Origin of the sequence: Pseudomonas sp. LG1D9, from assembly GCF_002949995.1 — a bacterium.
In the GTDB taxonomy this organism is placed as follows: domain Bacteria; phylum Pseudomonadota; class Gammaproteobacteria; order Pseudomonadales; family Pseudomonadaceae; genus Aquipseudomonas; species Aquipseudomonas proteolytica.
The window spans coordinates 5112676-5138023 of sequence record NZ_CP026881.1; the positions used below are offsets into that span (position 1 = coordinate 5112676).

Here is a 25348-nt window from a genome sequence, read left to right on the forward strand (position 1 = left end):
CAAGGAGGTGTTCCATGCATCAAGACAACCCCGCACAGCGCATTGAGGCGCTGGTGCGGCCCAGTGTGCGGCGCTTGCCCCTGTATGATCCGGGCGCCGATCCACGTCAGTTGGGTACGCCCACGGTGACCAAACTGTCCAACTGCGAAAACCCGCTGGGCATGTCGCCGGCAGCCGCGGCAATGCTTGCGCAACAGGGCGGGGCAGGGCTTGCGCGCTACCCCGACCCCACAGGCCGTGCGCTGCGGCAACTGATCGGCGGGCATTTGGATGTGGATCCCGCCAGGCTGATTCTCGGCAATGGCTCAGAAAACATCCTCGAGCTGTTGTGCCTGGCGCTGCTTGATCCCCAGGATCGGGTAGTCACCCAGCAACCCTGTTTCAGCCTGCATGAAAGCCTGCCGCTGATGATGGGCGCGACGGTGGACAAGGTGCCGCTCAACCCGGACTTCAGCGTCAACCTGCACGCCTGGAACACGGCGCTCAAGCAACCGGCCAAGCTGTTGATGCTCAGCACCCCCTGCAATCCGGTGGGCACGGCGCTGTCCAGTGCCGAGCTGACGGCCCTGATTGCCGCCGCCCATCCCGACACCTTGCTGGTGATCGACGAGGCGTACTTCGAGTTCGTCGAGGACGGCGCCGATGCCCTGGCGATCCTCGGCGCACAGTCGCGGCCGTGGATCATCCTGCGCACGTTCTCCAAGGCCTATGGGTTGGCAGGGCTGCGGATCGGTTATGGCATCGCTTCGCACCCCAGCCTCATCGATGCGCTGCACCGGGTGCGCACGCCGTACAACGTCAATCAAGCGGCCCAAGAGGCGGCCAAGGCCGCCTGGCTCGACCCGCACCATGTGAAGCGCAGCCGCGAGTTTGTCGCCAGCGAGCGCCGACGCCTGACTGAAGGGTTGCAGGCTGCGGGGTTTCGTGTGGCGCCGTCCCAGGCCAATTTCCTGTTTATCGATACCGCCTGCAACGCCCTGGAAGTGGTCGACGAACTGCTCAAGGACGGGATCATCGTCAAGGCCTGGCGCGAGCCTGGGTACAGCGGTTTCATCCGCGTGTCCCTGGGCCTGGCCCACGAAAACCAGGCGTTTCTCGCCAGCCTGCAACGCGCCGTCACGGCCCTGGCCGGATAAGCGCCGCGCCGGTTTTTCATACTGCCCAGAGGTTGCCATGATCAACACTTGCCTGTCCGAGCTGATCGGCGATACGCCGCTGCTCAAATTGTGCGTCACCGAAAACGGCAGCTGCGTGCTGCTCAAATTGGAGCAATTCAACCCCACCGGCACCGCCAAGATCCGCATGGCCCGGCAGATGCTCGACGAGGCGCAGGCCTCGGGGCAGCTCAAGCCAGGTGGGCGGATTGTCGAGTCGACCTCGGGCAACACCGGGTTGGGCCTGGCGTTGCTGGCTGCCGAGCGAGGTTACCGCTTCACTGCGGTGGTCGACGAACACGCCAGCCCCGACAAACTGCTTGCGATGCAAGCCTTTGGTGCGCAACTGGTGCGGGTCGGCGACCCCGGTGGCGGGCTGGCCACCGCCGACCGCGATGCCACGGCCGAGCGCATCGCCGTTGAGCAGGGCGCCTACTGGACCCGCCAGCATCACAACCCGGCCAATGCCAACGGCTACACGCAACTGGCCGAGGAACTGCGCGCGGTGCTTGGCGATGAAGTCCACTACCTGGTGGGCGCCGTGGGCACCGGTGGCTCGCTGTGCGGCACCGCGCGCGCCTTGAAACGCCATGCCCACAGCCTGCAAGTGATCGGTGTCGAACCCTGCGGCTCGGTGATCTTCGGCGGCCCCGGTGCGCCGTATCACCAGTCCGGCACCGGCACCCCACAAGGCGCAGAAATCGGTGCCGTGGTCGACTACGCACTGATCGACAAAGGTCTTACCGTCAGTGATGCCCAGGCCTTTGAGACCGCGCGCTACCTGGCCCGGCATTACGGCCTGCTGCTGGGCGGTTCGGCAGGCGGAGTTATCTACCAGGCCCTGCGCGAGGCACGGCACGCGCCGGCCCACAGTGTGATCGTGGCGCTGGTGTGCGATGGCGGCGAAAAATACCTCGATACGGTGTTCAACGACCAATGGATGGCAGAACGGCAGTTGCTGGCGCCCCAGGTGCATCGCGAACTGGAGCAGTGGTTGGGCGCGCTGCCCCAGCTCAAGCAGCAAGCCTAGCGGCTTGCCTGGGGCGCCGGCCTTCGCTACTGTGGCGCCCCGCCCGCGTGAGCCCCGCCATGAGTGACACCACTGTCGAACTGATCCAAACCGGCCCGGAACAGGCCGAACTGATCTGCAACCTCTACCAGTTTTATGCCTATGAATCCTCGGATTGGGAACAGGAAGATGTCGAGCAGGACGGCCGCTTCTACATCCATGAAGAACACCTGGCGCGCTACTGGCAAGAGCCGCAGTGGAGCGCCAATCTGCTGTTGGTGGACGGCTACATCGCCGGATTCCTGCTGATCGAGCGCAGCGAGCTGCCGGGGATCAACGCCCTGGAGCTGGCCGACCTGTTTATCCTCAAACGCTACCGACGCAAGGGCATAGGCCGTGCCCTGGCCACCCAGGTACTGACCAGCGGCGAGGCTGACTGGCTGGTGCGTTTCTACGACCAGGACGAAGCCTCCCAGGCGTTCTGGCGCAGTGTGCTGGACAACCTGCCGCGCCCGGTGCAGGCCATTGAGTTGGATGACGAACCGCAGTTGTTGAGCTTTTTGGTAACCCGGGCGGTGGTTCACTGACCTGTGGGAGCGGGTAGGTGTTTGTCTGGATTACCGCCGATTGACTTCGGTTGAACGGTGGGGCGGCTATGCTGGTCAACTGACCTTCAATGTCGATGCAAACAGGTGACCGCAATGGCCAAGACTTACAGCTACGCCGCCCGTGACGCCAAGGATGCCCTCAAACCCTTTACCTTCGAGCGCCGTGCCCCCGGTGCTGACGATGTACAGATCGATATCCTCTATTGCGGGGTGTGCCACTCCGACTTGCACACGGTACGCAACGAGTGGAACAACACCCTCTATCCGTCGGTGCCGGGCCATGAAATTGTTGGCCGGGTGACAGCGGTGGGGGCCAATGTCAGCCGCTTCAAGGTCGGCGACCTGGCTGGCGTCGGTTGTATGGTCGACAGCTGCCAGCACTGCGAATCCTGCGCCGAGGGCGAGGAGCAGTACTGCGAGAGCGGCTTTACCGGCACCTACAACGGTCCGGTGTTTGGTGGCGAGAACACCTTTGGCGGTTACTCGGACAACATCGTGGTCAAGGAGAAGTTCGTCCTGCGCATCTCCCACGACGAGGCGCAACTGGCGGCCGTGGCGCCGCTGTTGTGTGCCGGCATCACCACCTATTCGCCGCTGCACCACTGGAAGGTCGGGCCTGGGCAGAAGGTCGGCGTGGTCGGCCTCGGTGGCCTGGGGCATATGGCGGTGAAAATCGCCCATGCCATGGGCGCCCACGTGGTGTTGTTCACCACCTCCCCGAACAAGCGCGAAGACGGCCTGCGCCTCGGGGCCGACGAAGTGGTGGTGTCGAAGAACCCGGACGAAATGGCCAAGGTCGCCAACAGCCTGGACTTCATCCTCAATACCGTGGCCGCGCCCCATGACCTGGACGCGTTCCTCAACCTGCTCAAGCGCGACGGCACCATGACCCTGGTGGGCGCACCGGACAGCCCGCACCCATCGCCCACGGTATTCAACCTGATCTTCAAGCGCCGCAGCCTGGCCGGCTCATTGATAGGTGGCATCCAGGAGACCCAGGACATGCTGGACTTCTGCGCGCGGCACGGCATCGTCTCAGAGATCGAGATGATTGATATCCAGGGCATCAACGAATCCTATGAGCGCATGCTCAAGGGCGATGTGAAATACCGCTTCGTGATCGATATGGACAGCCTCAAGCGCGAGATCCACGCGGCCTGACAGCCCTCCAGGAAGCCCGCTGTGGTGCTAGGGCTTTTCGTGGCGAGGGGGCTTGTCCCCCGCTGGGCTGCGCAGCAGCCCCAAAACCTGCTATCTCGGTTTATCTGATAGACCGGGGTGAGGCTTATTGGGGCTGCTGCGCAGCCCAGCGGGGGCGATACGGCGTTCCGGCAAGCCCCCTCGCCACAGCAGGCCCTCTGGCCACAAGCCCCCAGCCACAACCGGCCAGCCGCCACTCAGCGGGCGCTATAGGGCAACAGAAACGCCACGCTAAGCCCCGCCAGCGAAATCAAGCCAAACCACGCCACTGGGCCCATGGCCCAGCCCCACACCTGCACACTCACGGCAAAGCTGGCCGCCAGCAGCACCCAGCCCATGCCCCGCAAGCCACGCCGCAGCATGGGCGAGGGCAGGCGGTGCCAGAGCTGTTTGTAGTGCCGTTCCAAACCTAGGCATAAGCCCAGCATTCCACCGCAGGCCAGCAACAAGGCGGCTATCAATGCCATCTCAGTTGACCTGCGCTACAGGTTGCTTGCCCACGCGCCGTGGGGCGCGCTCCTTGGGCGCCTGGTACAGCTTCCAGCACGGCCAGGCCAGCAGCAGGCCGAGGGCGACGCTGGTCAATTCCAGGTAGAGGTAATCACCCAAGCTTTCCCCCAGCAGGCTCAGGGCCGGCAGGCTGATACACAGGGCGGCGGCCAGGCCCAACTGTTCGCGCCAGGCACTGCGCCAGGGGCGGATGATCGCGTGGCCCAGGCTCAGCAACCACACCAGGAAAAACACCCGCACCTCCCAGCCACCGCGCTGGGCCAGTTCCACCGGCAGCAAGCGGTTGGCCCACAGGAAGGCCACGCACGCCACTATCAACCCGGCCACCACCGCCACATTCAGGCGTTCGGCGATGTGGTAGAGCAGGGCGCCCACAGCCCCTTCGCCATCGTGGCGCCGACGGCGCTTGACGGTAAACAGCACCACCCCGGTCGCGAGCATCGCGCAACTGGCCAGGCCGCAGACAAAGTACAGCCAGCGCATGGAGTAGCCACCAAACTGGGCAAAGTGCAGGCCGGCCATGACTTTTTGGGTCAGCAGGCTTGGTCGGCTGACGGCGGGTTGGCGCAGGACTTCACCGCTGACCCCGTCAAACAGCATGCTCTGGCCCTTGGTCAGTTCGATGCGATTGCCCAGCACCGGGCGCGCCTCGATCCGCGCGTTGCTGCGCCCTGGGTTGTGGATCGACAGACTGGACACCGGCCCCATGGCTCGCTCGGCCTCGGCCAGCAGGGGCTCAAGCGCGGTCAACTCGGCCGCCTCGCTGCGCGTGGGGCGTTCGCCGCGCACCTGCTGTTCGGCGGGCGCACCCCGCAGGGCGCGGCCCAGGTTGTCGCGATCGCCATCGAACAGCGCATCCACCGCCGCCGGCATGTAGATCAGGTAGAAAATCACCAGCCCGGTATAGGTGATCATCAGGTGAAAGGGCAGTACCAGCACTGCCGTCGCATTATGCGCATCCAGCCACGAACGCTGGCCCTTGGCGGGACGGAAGGTGAAGAAGTCCTTGAAGAACTTCTTGTGAATCACAATCCCGCTGATCAGCGCCACCAGCATCGCTATGGCGGCCAGCCCGACGGTCCAGATCCCCAGGTCACGGGGCAGGTTGAGGGTGAAGTGGAAGCGGAAGAAGAACCCGCCACCGGCCGTTTCGCGCACGGCCAGGGGCTCGCCGGTGCGCGGGTCGAGCGCGGTGCCGCCGCCACGGCGTTGTTCGCCGGCCGATACCGTCAGGGTGTCGGAGCGCTCGCCAGGCAAGCCGATGTTCCAGGTCTTCGCCTCGGGATGCTGGCGCGCCAGATAACCGAGGGCCTGTTGCGCGGCGGCGCTTTGCGACAGGCTGGTGGCGGGGATTTCCGGGCGCATCCAGCCGTCGATTTCCTTGTCGAACACCGCCAGGGTGCCGGTCAGGAAGATCGCAAACAGCAACCAGCCAAAAATCAGCCCGCTCCAGGTGTGCAGCCAGGCCATGGATTGGGTCAGGGTCTTGTGTTTCATCCCAGCACCTCGCGCCATTGTGGCCAGAAGCCGATGGCGGCCAATGGCAGCGCCAGGGCCATCCCGGCCCAGGCGCGCCAGGCGTTGCGACAGGCGAAGGTCCAGAGAATCGCCAGGGTATAGATCAGGAAGGAGGGCAGGCTGGCGACCACCAGCGCGTCGACCTTGTCCATGGGCAACAGGCGCGCCAGGGCGGCGGTAAACGCATAGGTAAACAGGTAACCGCCGATCAGCGCGGCGACAATCCGCGAGAGGGTCGGCCAGGCAGGGGATTTGCTTTTCATAGAGGGCTCATCAGCGTTAGACCTGTGGGAGCTGGCTTGCCTGCGATGCAGACGCCTCGGTCTACCAGGTAATTTTGAGGTGATGCCATCGCAGGCAAGCCAGCTCCCACACAAGCCAATCCCACCTAGATTGAGTGGGTCACAAGTAATCCAGGGCTCGAATGCTAGTGATTCTCATATGGGAGTAAACGCAATTTACAACTTATACACTTTGAGGCGCAGATGCAGGCTCAGCCCGGGCGTGGTGTTCTGCGCCCATAACTGACCGCCTTGCAACTGCACGATGCTGCGTGCAATCGACAAGCCCAGGCCATAACCGTCACCGCCCGGGCGGGCGGCATTGAGGCGGGTGAACGGCAGGAAGATCTGCTCCAGCTTGTCGGGCTCGATGCCCGGGCCTTGGTCCTGGATGCACAGGTGCCAGAAGTCGCCCTCAAGCTTACCGGTCAAGCGCACCACGCCCTGTTCGGGGGAGTGGCGGATGGCATTGCGCAGGATATTTTCCAGGGCCTGTGCCAGGCCATTGAGGTTGCCCAGCACCCAGACGCCTGCGGGCAGCTCGCAGGGCAGGCGCTCGCTTGACCAGCCGCTTTCAAAGCAGGCGTCTTCGCGCAACAGGTCCCACAACGGCTCCATCTCCACCGCTTCCACCGGCATGGATGGGCGTTCGGTATCCAGCCAGACCAACTCCAGGGTGTTGCCGATCAGGCGTTCCATGCCTTGCACTTCGCGCTCCAGGCGCTGGCGCAGGGCGCCGGGATCGGGCTCGCGCTCGCCGGCCACCCGCAGCCGGCTCAAGGGCGTGCGCAGTTCGTGGGACAAGTCCCGCAGCAAGCGCCGTTGCAGCACCACCGTGCTCTCCAGGCGCTCGGCCATATGATCGAAGGCCCGGGCTAATTCACCCAACTCATCGCGACGGCGCGTCACCTGGGCTCCGACCCGTGACGCCAGGTCCCCGGCGCTCAGGGCATTGGCCTGGCGCCGCAGGATCACCAGCGGCGAAATCAGCACCCGGTACAACAGCACGCCGAACAACAGCGCCAGTGAGGCCGGCAGGACGTGTTGCAGGAGGATGTTCCAGCGGCCATTGTCCTTGCGCGGGTCCAGGTGCAAGGGCAGCTCCATCACCAGCCGCGATTGGCCATCGCTGAACGGGATATAAAACGTCGGCCGGCCACCGGGGCGCCCCACCGGCCAGTCGATCCGGCGCACGAAATCCAACTTGCGCCGCTCAAGCGTGGTCAGCGCCTGGGAAGACAGCGAATGGTGGTCATCCACCACCACCGCCCACACCTGCTCCCGGGCGCGCAAGGTGTTCAGGAACTCGTCGACGCCTGCCGCGCCGCGCTCACGCCAGGCGGCTTCGGCCTGCTGCGCATAATCGGTAAGAATCTGCCGGGTGGGCGCGGGCAAGCGCGCAGTGGCTTCCTGGATACGCTGGCTGACATCCACCTGCAGGCTGACCACCAACAGGCACAGCACCGCCAGCAGGCCGATCAGTTTCCACAACAGCGAATGACGGTTGGGCAGCCTCATGGCGCCAGCCGGGTCAGGATGTAGCCGGTACTCCTGACCGTCTCCACGCGCCCGGCGGTGTAGCCGATGGCCTGCAACTTGCGGCGGATGCGGCTGACATGCATGTCCAGGCTGCGATCATGCCGGGAATAGGCACGGTGCATCACCTGCTGGTACAGGAACGCCTTGGTCAGCACCTCATCGACATGGGCCACCAGGGTTTCCAGCACCCGATACTCGGTGGTGGTCAGGTCGGCCCACTGCCCATTGAGGCTGACATCGGTGCGCTGTTCGTCGAATGTCAGTTGCGGGTCTTCATTGCGCGCCGTGCCCGGCACCTCGTGTTCATAGGCCACGCGGCGCAGGATCGCGTCGATGCGCACATCCATTTCCAGCATGCTGAACGGCTTGGGCAGGTAATCGTCGGCGCCCTGGCTGAAACCGGTGATGCGGTCCTGCTCGGCGCCAAGGGCCGACATCAGGATCACCGGCACCCGTTGATGCCGGCGCAGTTGCGCCAGCACCTCCAGGCCGCTGCTGCCCGGCAGCATGATGTCCATCAGGATCAGGTCGAAAGGTTGGGCGCGCACCAGCTCGACGATTTCACCCCCGTTCTGGCGCAACGTGACATCGAAGCCGCGTTGGCCCAGGTGGCTGTCCAGATGGGCGGCAAGCACCGGGTCATCCTCGACGGCGAGGATACGACGCGCTGCGGGGAGCGAAGAGTGGGCGTGCATGGGAATTTCCTGCGAATGCGAATGTTTCTAAGTCGCGCATTCTGGCAAATCTTCCGGCACATTCCTATTGATTGCGGTTTATTGCTGCATTTGCCGGATGATCCGACAGAACACCGGATCATCCAGATACGCCACATTGAGTCGGGTCCAGGGCACCTGGTTCTTGGGTTGGGTGCAGAAAATCGCCCCCGGCGCGAGCATCACACCCTCGGCCAGGCACAGTCGGGTCAGCACATTGGCGTCGTCGATATTGGGAAAACGCGCCCACAGGTACAGGCTCTGCTCGGGGCGGCAAAACACCTCGGCGCCCAATTCGTCGAGCAAGGCCAGGCCGCGGGCGGTAGCTTGGTGCAGGCGATCCTGCAGGCGGGACAAGTGCCGCAGGAACTGGCCTTCGCCGAGGATCACGTCGATAGTCCGCTCGCTGTACTCGGCGCCGCTGTTATGCAGGATCATCTTGATATCGGCCAACTCTTCGACCCGCTGCTTGCTGCCGGCGATAAACCCGACCCGCAACGCCGCCGACACCGACTTGGAGAAACTGCCCAGGTACAGCGTGCGGTTGAGTTGGTCCAGGGCCGAGAGCTTGATCGCCGAGCTAGGCTTGAAGTCGGCCATGGCGTCGTTTTCCACCAGCAGCAGGTCGTAGGTCTCGGCGATCCGCAGCAACTGGTGCGCCTTGGCCGGTGACAGGTCGGAACCGGTGGGGTTGTGGCCGATGGACTGCAAAAAGAACAGCTTGGGGCGATGGGCCTTGAGCAACTGTTCCAACACGTCCAGGTTCGGCCCGTCGGGCTCGCGTGGCACGCCGAGCATAGTCGCGCCTTGCAATTGCAGTTTGCCGAATAGCGGGTAGTAGCCCGGGTCTTCCACCAGCACCGGGTCGCCCGGGTTGACGTAGCGTCGGATGATCAGGTCCATGGCATGGTTGGCCCCAAGCGTTGTGACCAATTGGCGGGTCGAGACCTTGATGTTGTAGTCCGCCAGCTTCTGGACCAGGCGTGCGCGCAGGCCGGCATTGCCCAGGCGCGTGCCGTAGCGAAACAACGTCGTGACCCCGGCCCGCACCACCTGGCGATGGAACTTGTCCAGGCGCATATCCATCAGCCATTCCACCGGCGGGAAACCTTCCCCCAGGGGCGAATGCCCAGGGTCGCGCAGGAACTGCTGGCGCATCATCCAGATGGTGTCCAGCGCGCGGTTGTAAGGCAGGCTGTCGTCTTCTTCGCTGGTCGGCGCCACGCGCGTGGTGACAAAAAAGCCCTGGCCGTGGCGGGCCTCGACCAAACCTTCGGCGGCCAGGTGCTCATAGGCAGTGATCACGGTGTTTTTCGAATGGCCATGCAGGCGCATGTACTCGCGCAGCGACGGCAGCTTCTCGCCGGCCTTCAAGGCGCCGTCGGTGATTTGCTGGGAGATCGCACTGGCTACCTGCTGCGCGAGGGTCGAGCGCGCCATGGGCGTTTCCTTGTAGGGTTGTTGTTATGGGTACAGTCGCGTAACTGTCCGGCAAAACTGTACCTTCTTTCAAGGCTACAGATCGGGCAACTTGGCGTCATCCAATAACAAATGACTCCCCAAGGAGCCCTCGATGCCTATCGATTCCCGCTTGCCCAATTTCCGCAGCCTGTCTCCCAGCCAGCGTCTTGACCACCTCCAGCAACTGTTGGGCCTCAGCTCGGCCGATGCCGACTTGTTGCGCGGTGCCGGCGCGCTGCCATTGGCAATCGCCGACGGCATGATCGAGAACGTGATTGGCACCTTTGAGTTGCCCTACGCCGTGGCCAGCAACTTCCAGATCAACGGCCGCGACGTGCTGATCCCGTTGGTGGTGGAGGAGCCTTCGGTGGTTGCGGCGGCCTCGTTCATGGCCAAGCTGACTCGCCACAGCGGCGGCTTCCAGACCTCCAGCAGCGCGCCATTGATGCGTGCGCAGGTGCAGATTGTCGGGGTCAGCGACCCGTTCAATGCACGCCTGAGCCTGTTGCGGCACAAGGCGGAAATCATCGCCCAGGCCAACAGCAAGGACCAGTTGCTGATCAAGCTGGGCGGCGGTTGCCGCGACATTGAGGTCCACACCTTCGCCGACAGCCCACGCGGGCCGATGCTGGTGGCGCACCTGATCGTCGATGTGCGCGACGCCATGGGCGCCAACACCGTCAACACCATGGCCGAAGCCGTGGCACCGCTGATGGAACGCCTGACTGGCGGCAAGGTGCGCCTGCGCATCCTGTCCAACCTGGCGGACCTGCGTCTGTCCCGTGCCCAACTGCGTATCGCCCCGGAGCATCTGGCCAACGCCGTGTACAGCGGAGAAGAGGTCATTGAAGGGATCATCGACGCCTACACCTTTGCGGTGATCGACCCGTACCGCGCGGCGACCCATAACAAAGGGATCATGAACGGCATCGACCCACTGGTGGTGGCCACCGGCAATGACTGGCGTGCCGTGGAGGCCGGCGCCCACGCCTACGCCTGCCGCAACGGTCACTACGGCTCGCTGACCACCTGGGAAAAGGACAGCGCCGGGCATTTGGTCGGCACCCTGGAGATGCCCATGCCGCTTGGCCTGGTGGGCGGGGCGACGAAGACCCATCCGCTGGCGCAATTGTCGCTGCGCATTCTTGGGGTGCAGACCGCCCAGGAACTGGGGGAAATTGCTGTGGCCGTGGGCCTGGCGCAGAATCTCGGCGCCTTGCGCGCCCTGGCCACCGAAGGCATCCAGCGCGGACATATGGCCTTGCATGCGCGCAACGTCGCGTTGTCGGCCGGCGCCCGCGGTGAGGAGTTGGACTGGCTGGTCAAGCGCATGGTCGAAAGCCATGATGTGCGCGCTGACCGGGCCGCCGAGCTGTTACTTGAAAAGCGCGGGCAATAACCGTGGACGCTGTGCGGTTGGTGGAAGTAGGCGCGCGCGACGGCCTGCAAAATGAAGCCCGCAGCCTGCCGGTAGAAACCCGCGTGGCGCTGCTGGAGGGGTTGGTCGCGGCGGGGCTGAAAACCCTGGAGGCGGGGGCTTTTGTCTCGCCACGCTGGGTGCCGCAGATGGCCGGCACCGACGAAGTGCTGCGCCGTCTCGGGCAGCCCGCCGGGGTGACCTACAGCGCCCTGGTGCCCAACCTGCAAGGCCTGAACGCCGCGCTGGCGGCGGGGTGTCGGGAGGTGGCGGTATTTGCGGCGGCCTCCGAGGCGTTTTCCCGCAAGAACATCAATTGCTCGATTGCCCAGAGCCTTGAGCGCTTTGGTCCGGTGTTGACCAAGGCCCGCGAGATGGGCGTGGCAGTGCGTGGGTATGTGTCTTGCGCGCTGGGTTGCCCGTTCAGTGGCGAGGTTGCGCCTGGCGAAGTGGCACGGGTGACGACGGCACTGCATGAGATGGGCTGTTATGAAATCAGCCTGGGCGACACCATCGGCGTCGGTACTCCGCAAGCCACTGCCCGGCTGATCGCCGCCTGTGCTGCCGAGGTGCCGGTCAGCGCCCTGGCCGGGCACTTCCATGACACCTACGGCATGGCCGTGGCCAATGTCCAGGCGGCATTGGCGGCTGGGGTCAGGGTGTTCGACGGCTCCGTCTCAGGCCTGGGCGGCTGCCCTTACTCACCGGGTGCCACCGGTAACGTGGCCACCGAAGAATTGGTTTACCTGCTGGAACGCCAGGGCCTGGGCACCGGTGTCGACCTTGAGCGCTTGATCGAGGTCGGCGCGTTTATCGACAGCCAGTTACAGCGCATCGGTGGCTCGCGCGTGGCGAAAGCCATGCAAGCGCGCCAAAGCTTTTCATAAAGAGCCTTAATAAAAACAACAAGCCCGCAAGGGCGCGGAGGGCACCATGCATCAACCTCTTTCACCGCCAAAAAAGCAAAACCTCTACGAGGTCTGGGGCGACACCATCGATGGCCGCGACCTGATGCTGTCCATCGGCATCGGTGCAGTGGTCAGCCTGGGTGCGTATTTCGGCGCTCACTACTTGCTGCAACCGTTTGTCGAGTCGGCGCAGATGGCCAAGACCTACGCCATGCTGGTGGGCGTGCTCGGCTGCCTGGGTGCAGGTGTGATCAGCGCCAAGTTGTTCCCGCCCAAGCGTGACGTGCAGGAACACGCGGCTGACCCGGCGTTTCGCGAACAAGTGGTGGCCGACCTGCTCAAGGAGTACGGCAGTCTTGGCCGGCTTGAGGACTTGTCTGACGAAGTGATCGCCGAGTTGCGCGAGCTGGAATTGTACGACTTGTTCCGTGAAGCCCAGGCGCGTGAAGAACAGGCGCACCTGAACGGAGGGCGCCCGTGATGGAAATGCTGATGCATGAAATCATGATGGCGTTCGCCTTGGGGTTGCTGGGGGCGGTGGTGTTTTCCTCCATCGGCCTGGTCTCGGGCACCGACGAAACCGCCACCCTGGCGCCGCTGACCATGCTCGTGGTGTTGCTCGGCGCACCGCCTGCCGGGGTGTTGACGTTCTTTCTTGCCGGCGCTGTCGCCAAGCACATGACCCACGCGGTGCCCACGGCCTTGCTGGGCATTCCCGGCGACACAGTGGCCACCGCCTTGCTCGGCGATGCCAACTACCTGCGCAAACTCGGCGTGCCGCATATCGCCCTGCGCAAAATGATCACCGGCGGCGCGGTGGCGGCGTTGATCGCGGTGCCGCTGTCGGTCCTGTTCGCGGTGTTACTGGCGCCGTTTGGCGGGGTGATCAAGCAGTTCGCACCGTGGGTGTTCCTGTGTGCGGCCCTGGCCATTGCGTACTTTTCTGCCGGCCGCTGGGCCTCGGTGCTCACCCTGGTGCCGTTTGTTGTGGTGATCGTCGCGTTGCAGGCCTTGACCGGCCACTACGGGGTGAAACTGTCGGTGAGTTATTTCCTCGGCATCGCCGTGGCGCCGTTGATTGCTTCACTGTTCTCGCTACTGGCTCCCGGTGAGCGCGAGCAGATGCGTCGCAACGAATACCGAGTGTTCTCCCTGGCGCCGGACGTCAAGGGCTGGAGTGGCTACTTCCCTAACCCGTTCAAGGTCATCAACCGCCGCCAGGTTAAAGTCACCGCCATGGCGGCCAGTGTGTCGAGCGCGACGTTCGTGTTCAGCCCCGTGGCGATGACCGTGATCATGGGCGAAGTGATCGGCGCGCGGATCAAGCAGGCGTATGACCGCCTGACCACGGTGATCACCGCACGAAACGGGGTCACCGAGTCCACGTACATCGCCGAAACCCTGATCCCACTGATGGCCTTCGGTTTGCCCCTGAGCCCCGTGGCTGCCGGCCCGGCCGCGCCGCTGTTCAACGCACCACCACGCTTCTGGGTGGACAACGCCAGCGGCCAGGTCAACAACCTGCATAACCTGCTCAGCACCTGGGACTTCCTCGGTTACGGCATGCTCGCCGTGATTGTGGCGATCCTGGTGGCATACCCGTTCACCATGAACTTCGCCCATGGTGCCGCCGCTTTCGTGGTGCGCAAGATCAGCCATGAAGCGGTGATCGCGACGTTTATAGGCCTGGTGCTGGTGATCGGCATCTGGGAGGGCGGTCTGCTGGGGCTGCTGGTGATCGTCACGGTGGGGTTGCTGGGTGGTTTCCTGGCGCGCTTTCTAGGGTTCAACACCGGTGTGCAGTTCATGGGGTACTACACGGCGGTACTCAGTGTGCCGGCAATCATCGCGCTGGCGGGGTAGCCAGCTCAACGGCGTCTTACCTGCAATAACCACCACACATTCCCCGGCAGATAGCCATTTATCTGCGACGGGAGACTGCTGCCTGCGATCAAGCAAAGGAATAACAACAATGAACATCCTTTCCCGCTCCACCCCTGTGCTGCTGGGCTGCCTGGCAGTCACTGCCAACAGCCACGCCCAAGGTTTTGTCGACGATGCCAAGGGCTCGCTGAACCTGCGCAATTTTTACATCAACCGCAACTTTGTCGATGGCCGCTACCCCCAGGCCAAGGCTGAGGAATGGACGCAGAGTTTTATCCTCGATGCGCGTTCGGGTTTTACGCAAGGCACCGTTGGCTTTGGCCTGGATGTACTGGGCCTGTATTCGCAGAAGCTCGACGGCGGCAAGGGCACTGCCAACACCCAGTTGTTGCCGGTGCACGACGATGGGCGCCCGGCGGATGATTTCGGGCGGTTGGGCGTGGCATTGAAGGCGAAGCTTTCCAACACCGAGCTAAAAGCCGGGGAGTGGGCACCAGCCCTGCCGGTGTTGCGCTCTGACGATGGCCGTTCGCTGACCCAGACCTTTCGCGGCGCGCAATTGACCTCCCGCGAGTTCGATGGCCTGACCCTGTACGGCGGCCAGTTCCGTGGCAACAGCCCGCGCAATGACGCGAGCATGGAAGATATGTTTATGGCCGGGCGTGCGGATGTGACCTCGGACCGTTTCAACTTCGGCGGCGCCGAATACCAGTTCAACGACAAGCGAACCCAGGTGGGCGTGTGGTACTCGGAGTTGGCCGATATCTATCAGCAGCGCTACTTCAACCTGATCCACAGCCAACCCCTGGGCCGTTGGGTATTGGGGGCCAACCTGGGTTATTTCTCCGGCGAAGAAAACGCCAGGGCCCTGGCCGGCGACCTGGAAAACCGCGCGCTGTCGGCGATGCTCTCGGCCAAGTTCAACGCCCATACGTTTTACCTGGGCGGGCAACGCATGTCCGGGAAAAACGGCTGGATGCGCGTCAATGGCACCGCCGGTACCAGCCTGGCCAACGACAGCTATAACTCCAGCTACGACGCCGCGCGTGAGCGTTCCTGGCAACTGCGCTATGACTACGACTTCGCCGCCCTGGGCGTGCCGGGCCTGACGTTGATGACCCGCTACATTCGCGGCAGCAATGCCCATGTGGGGGCGGTGACGGATGGCAAGGAGTGGGGGCGGGAGTCGGAGTTGGCGTATGTGGTGCAAAGCGGGGTGGCGAAGAATCTCAACGTGCGTTGGCGTAATTCGACCTTGCGTCGGGATTACAGCACGCTGGAATTTGATGAGCATCGGTTGATTGTCAGTTATCCGCTTTCGTTGTTTTAAGCAGGTAAAACCGGAAACTGCATTCCCCTGTAGGAGCCGGCTTGCCGGCGATGGTGGTGTATCAATCGACAAAGACATCGACTGACCCGCCTCCATCGCCGGCAAGGGGACCTATCCTAGCGCTGGCAAGGATCGTTCTTGTTCAACAGATTCCCCGTCGAATACCACACGCGTTGTGCCGCCGGCCCCAGGTCCAGCGCCACCGGCGCATCGGCGCGCCCCTCCAGCAACGTCGGATAAACCCCAGGCTTGAGCGGCGACTGGCAGACAATCGGCAGCGACTGCACGGTGGTGAAGTTCAAATCCACCGTAGACACCAATTGCGCCGCCGAAAACGGCGCTGGCGGGCCGGGCAGGGTGATGATTTCCTGGAAGTCCGGATCCTGGGCGATGTAGTGCGTCAAGTGCGCCTCGGTGCCCCGGCCAAACAGGGTGTAGACCAGCTGTTTCGGCCGGTCGATGCCCAGGTTGAACGGCCGGTAGATCACCACCGCCTCGACCGTCACGGGTACGTTGTCAAACAGCACCGGCCCCGGTGTGCCGCCGCCATCGTTGGAGTAGCCGTCAAAGATCGTCGCCTTGAACGAGGTCACTTCACCGGCCTTGAGCTGGGGCAGGGTGAACGTGTCGTCGTCGACGTTGATCAGGTTGTACGGCTTGCTCGGATTGGCCGCGCGCAGGGCCTGGTACTTGGCCATTACGTCTGCGGGCAGGCTGGCCTGGAGCACGATCTGGTACATGTGCTTTTCCGTGGTGAACATTGGCATGTGCACCAGGAACAGGGTCTGCGAGCCGACCATGAACATGCCGTGGTTGCCCGGCGCATCGGCATCGGCGCCGTTGCTGACCGCGTGCAGTTCATGGGGTGAATGGGCAACGGCCAGCGGGGCGAGGGCCATCGATAGCGCAAGCAGCAGGGTTGCAAGGGAGCGTTTCATGGTGGGCCATCCTTGAGGGTTTCGAAGGCATTTACGCGTTTGATCAGGCTTTTTTGCTTGGCCGAATCGGCGTTGTTGAACAGGAACGAAAAGTCCGAGGCCAGGCTGCTGCTGCCGGCAATCGTCGCCTGTTGGTGGCAGGCATTGCAGTCCATGCTCTGGACGTAGGTCTCCATGGTGGTATTGGCCACCGGTACGTTGCTATCGCTGATAAAGGCGCCATAGGACAGGGGCACCTTCGCACCCGCGCCCGGCTCCGGGTCCGGTGCGGTCGGGGCGGTGATCCACAGCACATTGACTAGCTTGTAGTACTGGAACACCGACTGGCCGTTGGTCTGCTGGGCGAAGCTGGCCTGCACGGCGCCGTTGAGCGCCTGCATGTCCGAAGGCAGGGGGTGTTCGCGAGTGGTCTGGACCGGTTGGTTGCGTGGATAGGGCTCGGTGCATTCACGGTCAGGGTTGTGCTGCTGGCACTGGATACGGGCCACGTTGGGCGTGCACACGTCAGGGCCACCGGTGCAGTTGGGGTTGTAGAAGGTATAGCCGTCGGGCGGTGTCTGTTGCGCAGGTACTTGGCCTGGCTCTTGTACGTTGTCTACTTGCTCGAATGTGGTCCAGATAAAGTTCGGTGAACTCTGGGTCTTGTTGATGATATGCAGGCCCACCAGGCCCACCACCTGTTGGGTGCACTGCAGGGTGGCGGGGTTCTTGAGCCAGGCCACGGTGGTCAGGTAGCGCCCGTAGAGCTGGGGCTTGCCGGTGAGGATACGCCAGGCGGCCTTGAGTTCCAGGGCGCCCAGTTGTTCCTGGGGCAGGGGCTGTGTCGGCATCGAGCGCATCAGCTCGCCGGCGGGCAGGGACAGCCCGGCCGGATGATTGCCATCGCTGTTTTGTGCAACGACCATTTGATTGGCGGCATCGTACAGCCCGTACTTGACGATATAGTCAAACTCGGCCTTGCCCACCTTGCGCTCGAAATACACCAGGTTGCCGGTCTGGTCCGTCAGCCAGCCGCCGGCGGCTTCCATGATCGGGTCGGGAATCGAAGCCAGGGTGCCGCTGGACAAGTGGAAGCGATGCTTGGCGTTGGTCGCGCTTTCCGAGGTGGCGTTCATGAACTTGCGCGCCCCCACCGACAGCGCTTTGAGGCTGCCCTCGCTGCTGCAATTGGACGGCACCAATGTCTGCACGCCCCAGCCTGTGGGCGGTCGGGCGCCGGGCAGGAATATATCGTTAGCGTCTTTAAAGCTTGCCCACACCGGCGCGGTGGTCATGGGTTGCCCGGCGACCTGGGGCACGCCAAATTGCGCCATGCTGACCTTGCGGTTCGGCTCGCCCGCGAGGGCTGCATTGGCTGGCCATCCGGGATCCACGGGCCAGTTCAGGGCAATAAACAGCTGCCAGCCAAAACAGTTCATGAAGCTCTGGCCAGTGGTGTTGAAATTGTTGACGGGTAGAAAACCGCCGCTGTTGGGGTCGAACACCAACTGCTGCTGGACGCAGGTATCGGCATCCGATGCCTGGGCCGTGGGCAGGAGAAACAGCGACAGCAGCGTGCCGACCAGCAGCAGACCACGTAAGCGAAATCTGTACATCATCGCGCTCCTTGCATGAAGGTGAAGCCAGTAACCGTTCTGTAGGAGCCGGCTTGCCGGCGAAAAACCTGAGGGCACCGTTGGGCGCCAGGTACCCCGCGTTATCGTTGGGGATTTTCGCTGGCAAGCCAGCTCCTACAGAGGTCGGTGTTGGCCCTTAAGTGGATGGCACCAGCGCCAGCCCGGACTCCCAAGGGTGGTCCGCCGCGCTGACGTTATCCGCCTCGCCCGGATTGAGCGCGCGCACTGTCACCAGCCCCGGCACCGCGTTCGCCGCGACGGTGATGGTCATGATGTAACCCTGGGTACCGCCCGCATTGGTCTGGCCGGGAATGGCCGAGGCGTCGGGCAGGAACTCCGTGACCTGCGCCGTGACACCGGGGTTGTTGAACTGGATCCGTGCGGTGGCGGCGGTGGTCTTGAGGTCCGCGCCTTGTACCACCAGCGCGAATTGCCCGCTGGTACCTGGGGCCAGCCAGGCCGGCAGGTCGGTGGGCGACTGGCCGTAGAACAGGTCCAGCGGCAACAACTGCACCGGCCAGGGCTGCAGGCCATTGACCCGATCCTGCACGCAAGGCGATTGCTGCTGCGCGGTGCTCGGCATGGTGGTGACACTCAGGCCCACCAGCAATTGCTGGGCAATCACCCACACATAGTTCACCGCCTGGCCATTGATGGTGATGTCGTTGATCGAGAACCCGGCACTTTCCGGTACCTCGAACACCGCCTGCAGGATCTGGTCGGAGCCGTTGATCGCCGATTTGGCAGTACCGCGGGTGATGCGCCAGTACTGGCTCACATCCTGGCCTTGGGGGCCTTTCCAGGCATTGAAGTTGGTCGGCTGTTGCAGGTACAGGGCGATGGGGTTGGTCAGGGAAATCCGGCTGGGGGTGGCCCCATCATTCGTCGCCCCGTTGGCTGCAAAGCCGATATGCGGGTCGGAGTTGCGATAGTTCTGCCCATATTGCGCGCAGCAGATCAGCGCCTGGGCGCTCTGGCTGCTTTTCAGGGGGCGCATGATCGTGGCCGCCGCCGCCAGGTACACCTCGGCGCTGAGGGTGTTGGGCCCAGAGGTCAGGTGCATCGCGCCGCCGAACTGGCCGGGGGTGCAGGCGGTGCCGGCGTTCCACTTGTTGACGGTGTCGTAGGCCGGCAGGCCCGTGGTCGGGTCAATCACCGGGTCACCGGCCTTGCCGGTCTTGCAGTCGGCGGTGTAGCGCAGGTAGAGATCTTGCAGTTGCACATTCGGGTCGATGTAGTCGCGATACAAGCCCAGCACGGCATTCGGATCGATGCGCCACATGGCCAGGAAGTACGCCGGGTTTTCACTGGTAAAGGTGATCTTGCGCATGTTGCCGTTGGTATCGCGCACGATCGACCACTCGCAGTATTCGTCCAGCCAGCCCCGCGGCCCCGAGGGCGAGAAGTCTTTGTATTTGCCGTTCCAGTCGATAGTCGGGCAGCGGGTTACGGGCAGTTGCAGCAGGGTGCCTTTCTTGTCCGGGTCGTACAGGGTGTACAGGGTGCCGTTGATGGTGATCTGGCCGTTGTCGGTCAGCTCCATGACCTGTTGCAGGGTCATGGCCTTGTTGCCCAGTTGGGGAATCACCGCAGTGCCGTTGTTGTAGAAAAAGGTCCACAGCCGGTTGGGAAAGGGTTGCCAGGTAATCGCCGGCAGGGTGGTGTCGCCATAGCCTTCGACCAGCGGGTTGTAATAGGCCGAGCGGGGCGCGTCATACAGGCCCGACCAGGGGTTGCCGATGATCGCCGCTTCGGTCCAGCCGGTTATGTCGTTGTTCCAGTCGGTTTCGAATTGTGGCAACTGGTCTTCCAGGCCCAGTTTGTTGTAGTCCTTTGGCGCTTGCCCAGCGGGGGAGGTGAATTGCTTGAAGGGCGTGCTCATGACAAATCTCCATGGGGGGTAGAAATGCTGCAGCAACCGGCACTCGGGGGAGGGTCGGCGACGGTCTGGCGCGGGTCATCCCACACCAGTTGGGCGATAAAGCCGGGCAGCGGCGCGTACTCTTGCGGCGCCAATACCCGGCCACTATCGAGATGGGTAACCAGCAGGCTCAACTGCACGGCGTCCGTGGGGCCGAGGTGCAGTGCCGAGGCACTGCGCGCGGCATTGAGCGCGCGGCAGACGCCGTGGGTAATGCAGCGCCCCTTGTCATCCACCAGCCCCATGCCGATGCGGCTGAAGCGCCCGACGTAGTGCGGGTTATCAGCGTTGACCTGTTGGGGCGTGGCGTCGGGCTGGTTGAGGAAAACGTCGATCAGGTAGGTATCGTGGGTGCAGCGCACATGGTCGAACACCACCCACGGGCCGCCGGCCTGCGCCGGATCCTGGGCAGGCGCGGCACTGTGCGGGCAGCAGGCTTTTGCGCTGGCGCGTCGTGCGCCAAACGGCGGCGCGACAGGCATGCCGTAGTCATAGCCGATATGCCGGCTGTCCTGGGCCATATCGCCCAGGGTGGTATAGCGCCAGGCATCGGCACTGGTGAACGTGACGGTCTCGGCCAGGCTGCCGGCAAACGGCTGGAGCAGGCATTGGGTGGTGTACTGCGCCGCCGGGTTGGCGCGGATCCAGATCTCCAGCACGCGATCGATATTGGCGTGGTAGGAGCAGAACACCGGGTCAAACGCGGTGTAGGCGTTATCGGCCATATCACCGCCGATCCAGCCGTGATAGTTGTCGTGGGGCTGTTCAAACAGGCCATCGAAATTCAGTGTGCGGTTGGGGTACAGCTCGTCCTTTTGCGGTGGATCGAACACGGTGATATTGGCCCAGGGATACCCCGGCACGCCCTGGGGCTGGCTGAAGGTCTTGAATTCCAAGGCATCCACCACCTGCTGCTGGAAAATCCGGCTCATGCCATACAACTGGGTGCGTTTGACGCGCTGCTGGTCGCCCTGGGTATAGAACAACGGGTTGCGCTGCACGAAGCGGCAGTCCAGACCCTCGACATTGCCCGAGGCACAGACTTTCGAGCGGCCATCCTTGGCCGCCGCATAGCGCAATGGGTTTCGCCGCACTTCGCCGCTGTGCGGGTGCACATAGGTTTCATCGAGAAAGGCCTGGGGCAGGCCGGCCTGCGGGCTGCCATCGATACTGGCGTCCTCGGCCATCCAGTCCCAATAGGGGATCGGGCAGTCGATCAAGGCTTCCAGGTACAGCAGGTAGGCGCGATGCCACAAGGCAAAGGCTTCCTGGTAATGCAGGCACCAGTTGGTATGGATATAGGCGTAGCGCTGCCAGGGCGAGCCACTGTCCGGGTTGCCGATCTGCATCACGTCGTCGAGCCGCGCACGGTACAGGTCCAGTTGCGCCTGGCTCAGCGCGCGGATGTCCTGGCGCACGCGCTTGACCGGATGCGGCAGGTCTGGAGGCGGGATGCGCTCGGCAATATCGAATGGCGAAAAGCTGTTCAGGCGCCAGCCCTGGTTGACCCACTGCCGGAAGGTTTCCAGGGCGTCGATGGGCCAGAATTGCCGGTCGTCCAGGGTCAACGGCATGTTGCGCGACGCCAGGTGCTGGTAGATAGTTTCGGACCAGGCCTTGACCGAGTCGGGGTCTTCCAGGAACACATCGTAGGCGTTCATGCAGCGCACCCACGAGCCTGCGACGTTGGCGCGATCTGCCGTTGGTATCCAGTAAGGCGCGGTGAAAAGCCCTTGGATATCAGCGGCCCATGTCGGTTTCGCGACTATCATAAGATCCCTCTCATGCGGCCCCAATGCTGGATTTTCCGGGGCTGCTAAGCTGGAGTTGATAGTAACGGGCCACTGTGCAGTGATTTGTGCAAATTGGCCGGCCTTTACGGCGGATTCATTGCAGTTTTCTCAAGGAAGAAGTGGAAATAATGACAGACGCCATGGATTTGAAAATTCTCGGCAAGTTGCAGAAGGACTGCACCCAGAGCCTGGACCTGCTCAGCGACAGCGTGGGGCTGTCCTCGACCAGTTGTTACCGGCGCATCCGGCGCCTGGAGAGCGTGGGCATCATCAAGGCCAAAGTCGCAGTGCTGGATGAAAAAAAGCTGGGGATCCAGGTCACGGCGTTCTTTTTGATCAAGCTCGATAAAGACAGCAACGACATTGATCGCAAGATGCAGCACATCCTGGCCAACCACCCGGAGATTCAGGACTGCTACCTGATGACCGGGGAGTTTGATTTTGTGATGGTGGCCAAGTTTCGCGATGCCACGGAGTACACCGAATACATCTATCGGTTTCTTGATACTTACCGGGATATTCCGATCCGCACCTATTCGTCGACGTTGGTGGTGCGCACCGTGAAGAAGTCCTATGAACTGCCGCTGCAAGGCGTGCAGCACCTTCCTCCAGACCTGTAGACGCCGGCTTGTGTGGGAGCGGGCTTGCCCGCGATTACCATAGGTATCTACACAACTTTCAGAAACTGACGAACTCTCCTGTGGCGAGCGGGCTTGCCCCGCGCTGGGCTGCGAAGCAGACCTAAACCCGGCCATCGCGGTTTATCTGAAGAAACGTGGAGGGCTTTTTGGGGCTGCTTCGCAGCCCAGCGCGGGGCAAGCCCGCTCGCCACAACTGCGCTATCTGCTTGGATCTAGGCGTTGCGGCAAAGTTGTGTAGATACCTATGCCGCGATTACGGTAGATCAGTCAGCACCTGTCTTGGCTGACCCACCGCCATCGCGGGCAAGCCCGCTCCCACAGGGTTATGCGTTCGCCGTAATGATCCGGTTGTCTATCAGGCCGCCACAGCCTGAAGCTGCAAGCCACCTTCGACATCCTTGACCAACCCGCTGGCCAGCAACAACGGCAGCAAACGCTTGTGCAGCTGCGGCTCGACAAACTCCTTGACCGTCTCCAACGCCAAGTCGCCACTGCCCGGCAGGTCGGCCTTGGTATAGGACAGCCAGGCCTTTTTCAGCATCTGCAACACATCGCTGCCAGCGGTCAACGCAAAGCGGCGGTGGGTAGTCTGGCCCAGGAAGTTGAAGCTGTGCTGATATTCGTAACCTTTCTCGTCACCTGCGCTGGCAACGCAGCGCACGCAGGTGCAAGGGCCATCGCCGAAGGCAGCCTGCAGGTAGCTATTGAAGTCCACCACGGGCTTGAGCGACAGGCGCTTGTCCACTTCGAACAGGTCGCCGGTCATTTTTGCGTCGTTACTCAAGGTGTATTTCCTCGCAGGTCTACAGCTGGTTTTTCAAAGCGCGGCATCATACCAGCCGACAGCGAGGCGGGTGGCTACCAACTCGCGATTATTGAATTAAACACCCTCGTTCTGTCGGTCAATAACTCGTTGGGGATCCAGCTTGTCGAGGATGCTGTCATAAAATTTCCCCAGGGGGGCTTGGTTGTCATCATCTGACATTCTCGATATCTCTTTGCGGACAGCCTCCCAAGTATCGGAGTGCCTGTTCACATTTTCAGGAATGAAGTTCAGGAGATACTCCGGCGCAGAGTTCCACAACAGTGCATAGGTTGCGGCCTCTGCTAATTCAGGTGTTGCTCGACCTGTAGCTATCAGATGTGTTTTAAGCCGAGAGAACATATTGGCCGCCATTTCATCCCAGGAGCTTGTTCCTGACGAGTCGAAGTCAAACCCGGCGATTTCACCCGGATCGCCATGTTTTCCTTGAGTTAACAGGGCGGTGATACCTAGGCTCGCCCAAGACAGATCAGACCTGCCAGGGAAAAAATCTTCAAACTGCTCTTTGAGCTTACGACCTAGCTCTTGCGCCATGGGTGTTTGAAGCAGCAAAGACAGGCCATAACTTCGTCCTAGCTCTCGGAATGGTTTGCTTCGGTCAAGTGAAGCGTTCCATTTGTCATCGGGTACTTGGGCTCGCATAGCCTCAAGAGTGGGTGGCGGTTTCATCTGTTGAATGGTGTTGTACATGTTCAAATATGTTTCGTCGTACATCTTGGCGGAGCGGTGCGCTGCCGGAGCACTCGGTTCGGGACGGGCGGAGTTTGTTGTCTTGGTTTCATGACGATCTGTGATGTGGGAGTGATTCGCTAGCGGGGCGGCCAGTGGTTGGTTATTAATAGATGTCATGTGTTTATCCTTCAGAAAAATGGAAAGGCGTGATAGCGACCGTTTACTGTTGACGGTCACTAACCGCTATTTTTCTGTGGCGCGAAAATCTATTCAGGTTCCCGCACCTGTACTTCTACATGGGAAGGTTAGATGCGCAATGTTGCGTCTCACCCTTGGCCCAGGCGCTCCTTGATCCAGTCATACAGGTTATTGCCCTCGCTCGACAGCTCGCTGCTGGCCCGGCGGCACAGGTAGTACTGGCGTCCGTCATCCACCGGCAAGTCGAACAGTTGCACCAATTCACCCCGGGCCACCAGGGGCGCCACCAACGGCGCACGCAGCAGCGAGCAGCCGAGGCCGGTGAGGGTGGCGACCAGGGTCAACTGGCCGTCCTCCAGCAACAGACCATTGTGCGTGTTGCTGTGACTGGCCTCGGCGACATCGAACCATTGCCCCCAGGTGCCGCGTTCTTCGTCGTGCAGCAGCGGCAGTTCGCTGAGCGCCTGCGGTGTGGCGATAGGCCCGTGGCGCTGCAGGAATTCGCGGCTGCAAAACGGCGTGACCGCGCCGCTGATCAGCGGCTCGCTGTGATACCCCGGCCAGTGCCCGGTACCGAAACGGATCGACAGGTCGGCAGCATCGCTGGGGTAGCTGCGGTGGTTGGCGTAGGTGATGTTGATATCCAGTGCCGGGTTGGCGCTTAAGAACTGTGGCAGGCTCGGGATGAACAGGTTGGTGGCGAACATCGGGATCAGGCTGATGGTGACCTGGCGCGTCGCGCTCTTTTCCCGCACGTGCTCGGTGGCGCTGCGCAGTACCGCGAATGCCGAGCGAATCGCCCGGTAGTACTCGCGACCTTCTTCGGTCAGGCCCAGGTTGCGGCCTTGGCGCATCGTCAGCGGCTGTTGTAGGAAGCTCTCCAGCAAGTGCAGTTGATGACTGACCGCCGAGGGCGACACCCCTAGTTCGCGCGCGGCGGCATTCACGCCCCCATGGCGGGCAAAAGCCTCGAAGGTGCGCACGGCACGTAAAGGTGGATCGTTGGCTAACTGTTCTAAATTATTCATGTGTTGAATTAAATACTAAGTAAAAAGATAAATAAAGCGGCTTTGGCCGGGAAAAAACGCCGTAAATAGGGCGTTTTTTATTTGGCATAAACATATTCCTTTCAGATATTTGATAAAAACAGAATAAATAACTAGTGTTCCGCGCTCGGGCTTTTAGTCGGTGCGCCCTGGCACCGACGTTTTTGT

The 25348-nt window shown here is 62.4% G+C and carries 23 protein-coding genes; 10 read left to right on the forward strand and 13 right to left on the reverse strand.

Annotated features, from left to right (window positions below; genetic code table 11):
• Window positions 1-14 precede the first annotated feature (14 nt).
• The 4 genes from hisC to C5F71_RS23720 all read left to right on the forward strand — a co-directional run bounded on the left by hisC (window position 15) and on the right by C5F71_RS23720 (window position 3932).
• Window positions 15-1136 carry a histidinol-phosphate transaminase gene (gene hisC, locus C5F71_RS23705; protein WP_104912097.1) on the forward strand — a complete coding sequence of 374 codons (1122 nt, stop codon included), beginning with the start codon at window positions 15-17 and terminating at the stop codon, window positions 1134-1136.
• A gap of 37 nt (window positions 1137-1173) precedes the next feature.
• Window positions 1174-2184, forward strand: a complete 1011-nt coding sequence (locus C5F71_RS23710) for a PLP-dependent cysteine synthase family protein (protein WP_104912098.1) — start codon at window positions 1174-1176, stop codon at window positions 2182-2184.
• A gap of 59 nt (window positions 2185-2243) precedes the next feature.
• Entirely contained in the window at window positions 2244-2750 is a 507-nt protein-coding gene (locus C5F71_RS23715) for a GNAT family N-acetyltransferase (RefSeq protein WP_057959217.1), read from the forward strand.
• Between the two features lie 114 nt (window positions 2751-2864).
• Window positions 2865-3932 (forward strand): NAD(P)-dependent alcohol dehydrogenase, encoded by a 1068-nt coding sequence (locus C5F71_RS23720; RefSeq protein WP_104912099.1) that lies wholly within the window; start codon window positions 2865-2867, stop codon window positions 3930-3932.
• 236 nt (window positions 3933-4168) lie between these two features.
• Here C5F71_RS23720 and C5F71_RS23725 read toward each other — a convergent pair whose 3' ends face one another.
• From C5F71_RS23725 to C5F71_RS23750, 6 genes are all read right to left on the reverse strand, one after another.
• Window positions 4169-4438 (reverse strand): DUF3325 domain-containing protein, encoded by a 270-nt coding sequence (locus C5F71_RS23725; RefSeq protein ID WP_104912100.1) that lies wholly within the window; start codon window positions 4436-4438, stop codon window positions 4169-4171.
• 1 nt (window position 4439) lies between these two features.
• On the reverse strand, window positions 4440-5978 hold the full coding sequence (locus tag C5F71_RS23730; RefSeq protein ID WP_104912101.1) for a PepSY domain-containing protein: 1539 nt from the start codon (window positions 5976-5978) through the stop codon (window positions 4440-4442).
• Entirely contained in the window at window positions 5975-6262 is a 288-nt protein-coding gene (locus tag C5F71_RS23735) for a DUF3649 domain-containing protein (RefSeq protein WP_092235596.1), read from the reverse strand. The genes C5F71_RS23730 and C5F71_RS23735 overlap by 4 nt, the downstream gene beginning before the upstream one ends.
• A gap of 195 nt (window positions 6263-6457) precedes the next feature.
• Complete coding sequence (locus tag C5F71_RS23740; RefSeq protein WP_029292990.1) at window positions 6458-7798, reverse strand: sensor histidine kinase; 1341 nt, start codon at window positions 7796-7798, stop codon at window positions 6458-6460.
• Complete coding sequence (locus C5F71_RS23745; protein WP_104912102.1) at window positions 7795-8514, reverse strand: response regulator transcription factor; 720 nt, start codon at window positions 8512-8514, stop codon at window positions 7795-7797. The genes C5F71_RS23740 and C5F71_RS23745 overlap by 4 nt, the downstream gene beginning before the upstream one ends.
• A 78-nt stretch (window positions 8515-8592) precedes the next feature.
• Entirely contained in the window at window positions 8593-9972 is a 1380-nt protein-coding gene (locus C5F71_RS23750; protein ID WP_092235602.1) for a PLP-dependent aminotransferase family protein, read from the reverse strand.
• 133 nt (window positions 9973-10105) lie between these two features.
• Here C5F71_RS23750 and C5F71_RS23755 point away from each other — a divergent pair, with 133 nt between their 5' ends.
• The 5 genes from C5F71_RS23755 to C5F71_RS23775 all read left to right on the forward strand — a co-directional run bounded on the left by C5F71_RS23755 (window position 10106) and on the right by C5F71_RS23775 (window position 15532).
• A complete protein-coding gene (locus C5F71_RS23755; RefSeq protein WP_092235605.1) occupies window positions 10106-11392 on the forward strand; it encodes a hydroxymethylglutaryl-CoA reductase, degradative in 1287 nt (428 codons plus the stop codon).
• A complete protein-coding gene (locus C5F71_RS23760; protein WP_166647901.1) occupies window positions 11389-12297 on the forward strand; it encodes a hydroxymethylglutaryl-CoA lyase in 909 nt (302 codons plus the stop codon). Before C5F71_RS23755 ends, C5F71_RS23760 begins: the two co-directional genes overlap by 4 nt.
• A 46-nt stretch (window positions 12298-12343) precedes the next feature.
• Complete coding sequence (locus C5F71_RS23765; RefSeq protein ID WP_104912103.1) at window positions 12344-12799, forward strand: hypothetical protein; 456 nt, start codon at window positions 12344-12346, stop codon at window positions 12797-12799.
• Window positions 12800-12810: 11 nt separating this feature from the next.
• Window positions 12811-14181 carry a tripartite tricarboxylate transporter permease gene (locus C5F71_RS23770; RefSeq protein ID WP_371923358.1) on the forward strand — a complete coding sequence of 457 codons (1371 nt, stop codon included), beginning with the start codon at window positions 12811-12813 and terminating at the stop codon, window positions 14179-14181.
• Window positions 14182-14290: 109 nt separating this feature from the next.
• Window positions 14291-15532 (forward strand): OprD family porin, encoded by a 1242-nt coding sequence (locus tag C5F71_RS23775; RefSeq protein ID WP_104912105.1) that lies wholly within the window; start codon window positions 14291-14293, stop codon window positions 15530-15532.
• A gap of 116 nt (window positions 15533-15648) precedes the next feature.
• On the opposite strand, the gene C5F71_RS23780 is transcribed toward C5F71_RS23775, so the two are convergent.
• The 4 genes from C5F71_RS23780 to C5F71_RS23795 form a co-directional block, all read right to left on the reverse strand.
• A complete protein-coding gene (locus tag C5F71_RS23780; RefSeq protein WP_092235617.1) occupies window positions 15649-16470 on the reverse strand; it encodes a hypothetical protein in 822 nt (273 codons plus the stop codon).
• A complete protein-coding gene (locus tag C5F71_RS23785) occupies window positions 16467-18065 on the reverse strand; it encodes a hypothetical protein (RefSeq protein ID WP_104912106.1) in 1599 nt (532 codons plus the stop codon). Before C5F71_RS23785 ends, C5F71_RS23780 begins: the two co-directional genes overlap by 4 nt.
• A gap of 157 nt (window positions 18066-18222) precedes the next feature.
• Window positions 18223-19968, reverse strand: a complete 1746-nt coding sequence (locus C5F71_RS23790) for a hypothetical protein (RefSeq protein ID WP_104912107.1) — start codon at window positions 19966-19968, stop codon at window positions 18223-18225.
• Entirely contained in the window at window positions 19965-21779 is a 1815-nt protein-coding gene (locus C5F71_RS23795) for a tyrosinase family protein (protein WP_104912108.1), read from the reverse strand. The genes C5F71_RS23790 and C5F71_RS23795 overlap by 4 nt, the downstream gene beginning before the upstream one ends.
• Before the next feature lie 161 nt (window positions 21780-21940).
• Here C5F71_RS23795 and C5F71_RS23800 point away from each other — a divergent pair, with 161 nt between their 5' ends.
• Window positions 21941-22420 (forward strand): Lrp/AsnC family transcriptional regulator, encoded by a 480-nt coding sequence (locus tag C5F71_RS23800; protein ID WP_029292979.1) that lies wholly within the window; start codon window positions 21941-21943, stop codon window positions 22418-22420.
• A 376-nt stretch (window positions 22421-22796) separates the two neighbouring features.
• Here C5F71_RS23800 and C5F71_RS23805 read toward each other — a convergent pair whose 3' ends face one another.
• From C5F71_RS23805 to C5F71_RS23815, 3 genes are all read right to left on the reverse strand, one after another.
• On the reverse strand, window positions 22797-23225 hold the full coding sequence (locus C5F71_RS23805) for a hypothetical protein (RefSeq protein ID WP_104912109.1): 429 nt from the start codon (window positions 23223-23225) through the stop codon (window positions 22797-22799).
• A 96-nt stretch (window positions 23226-23321) separates the two neighbouring features.
• Window positions 23322-24113 carry a hypothetical protein gene (locus C5F71_RS23810; RefSeq protein ID WP_104912110.1) on the reverse strand — a complete coding sequence of 264 codons (792 nt, stop codon included), beginning with the start codon at window positions 24111-24113 and terminating at the stop codon, window positions 23322-23324.
• A 149-nt stretch (window positions 24114-24262) separates the two neighbouring features.
• The gene (locus tag C5F71_RS23815) at window positions 24263-25162 is read right to left on the reverse strand and encodes a LysR substrate-binding domain-containing protein (RefSeq protein WP_092235633.1); all 900 of its coding nucleotides are present in this window, start codon (window positions 25160-25162) and stop codon (window positions 24263-24265) included.
• Window positions 25163-25348: the final 186 nt, after the last annotated feature.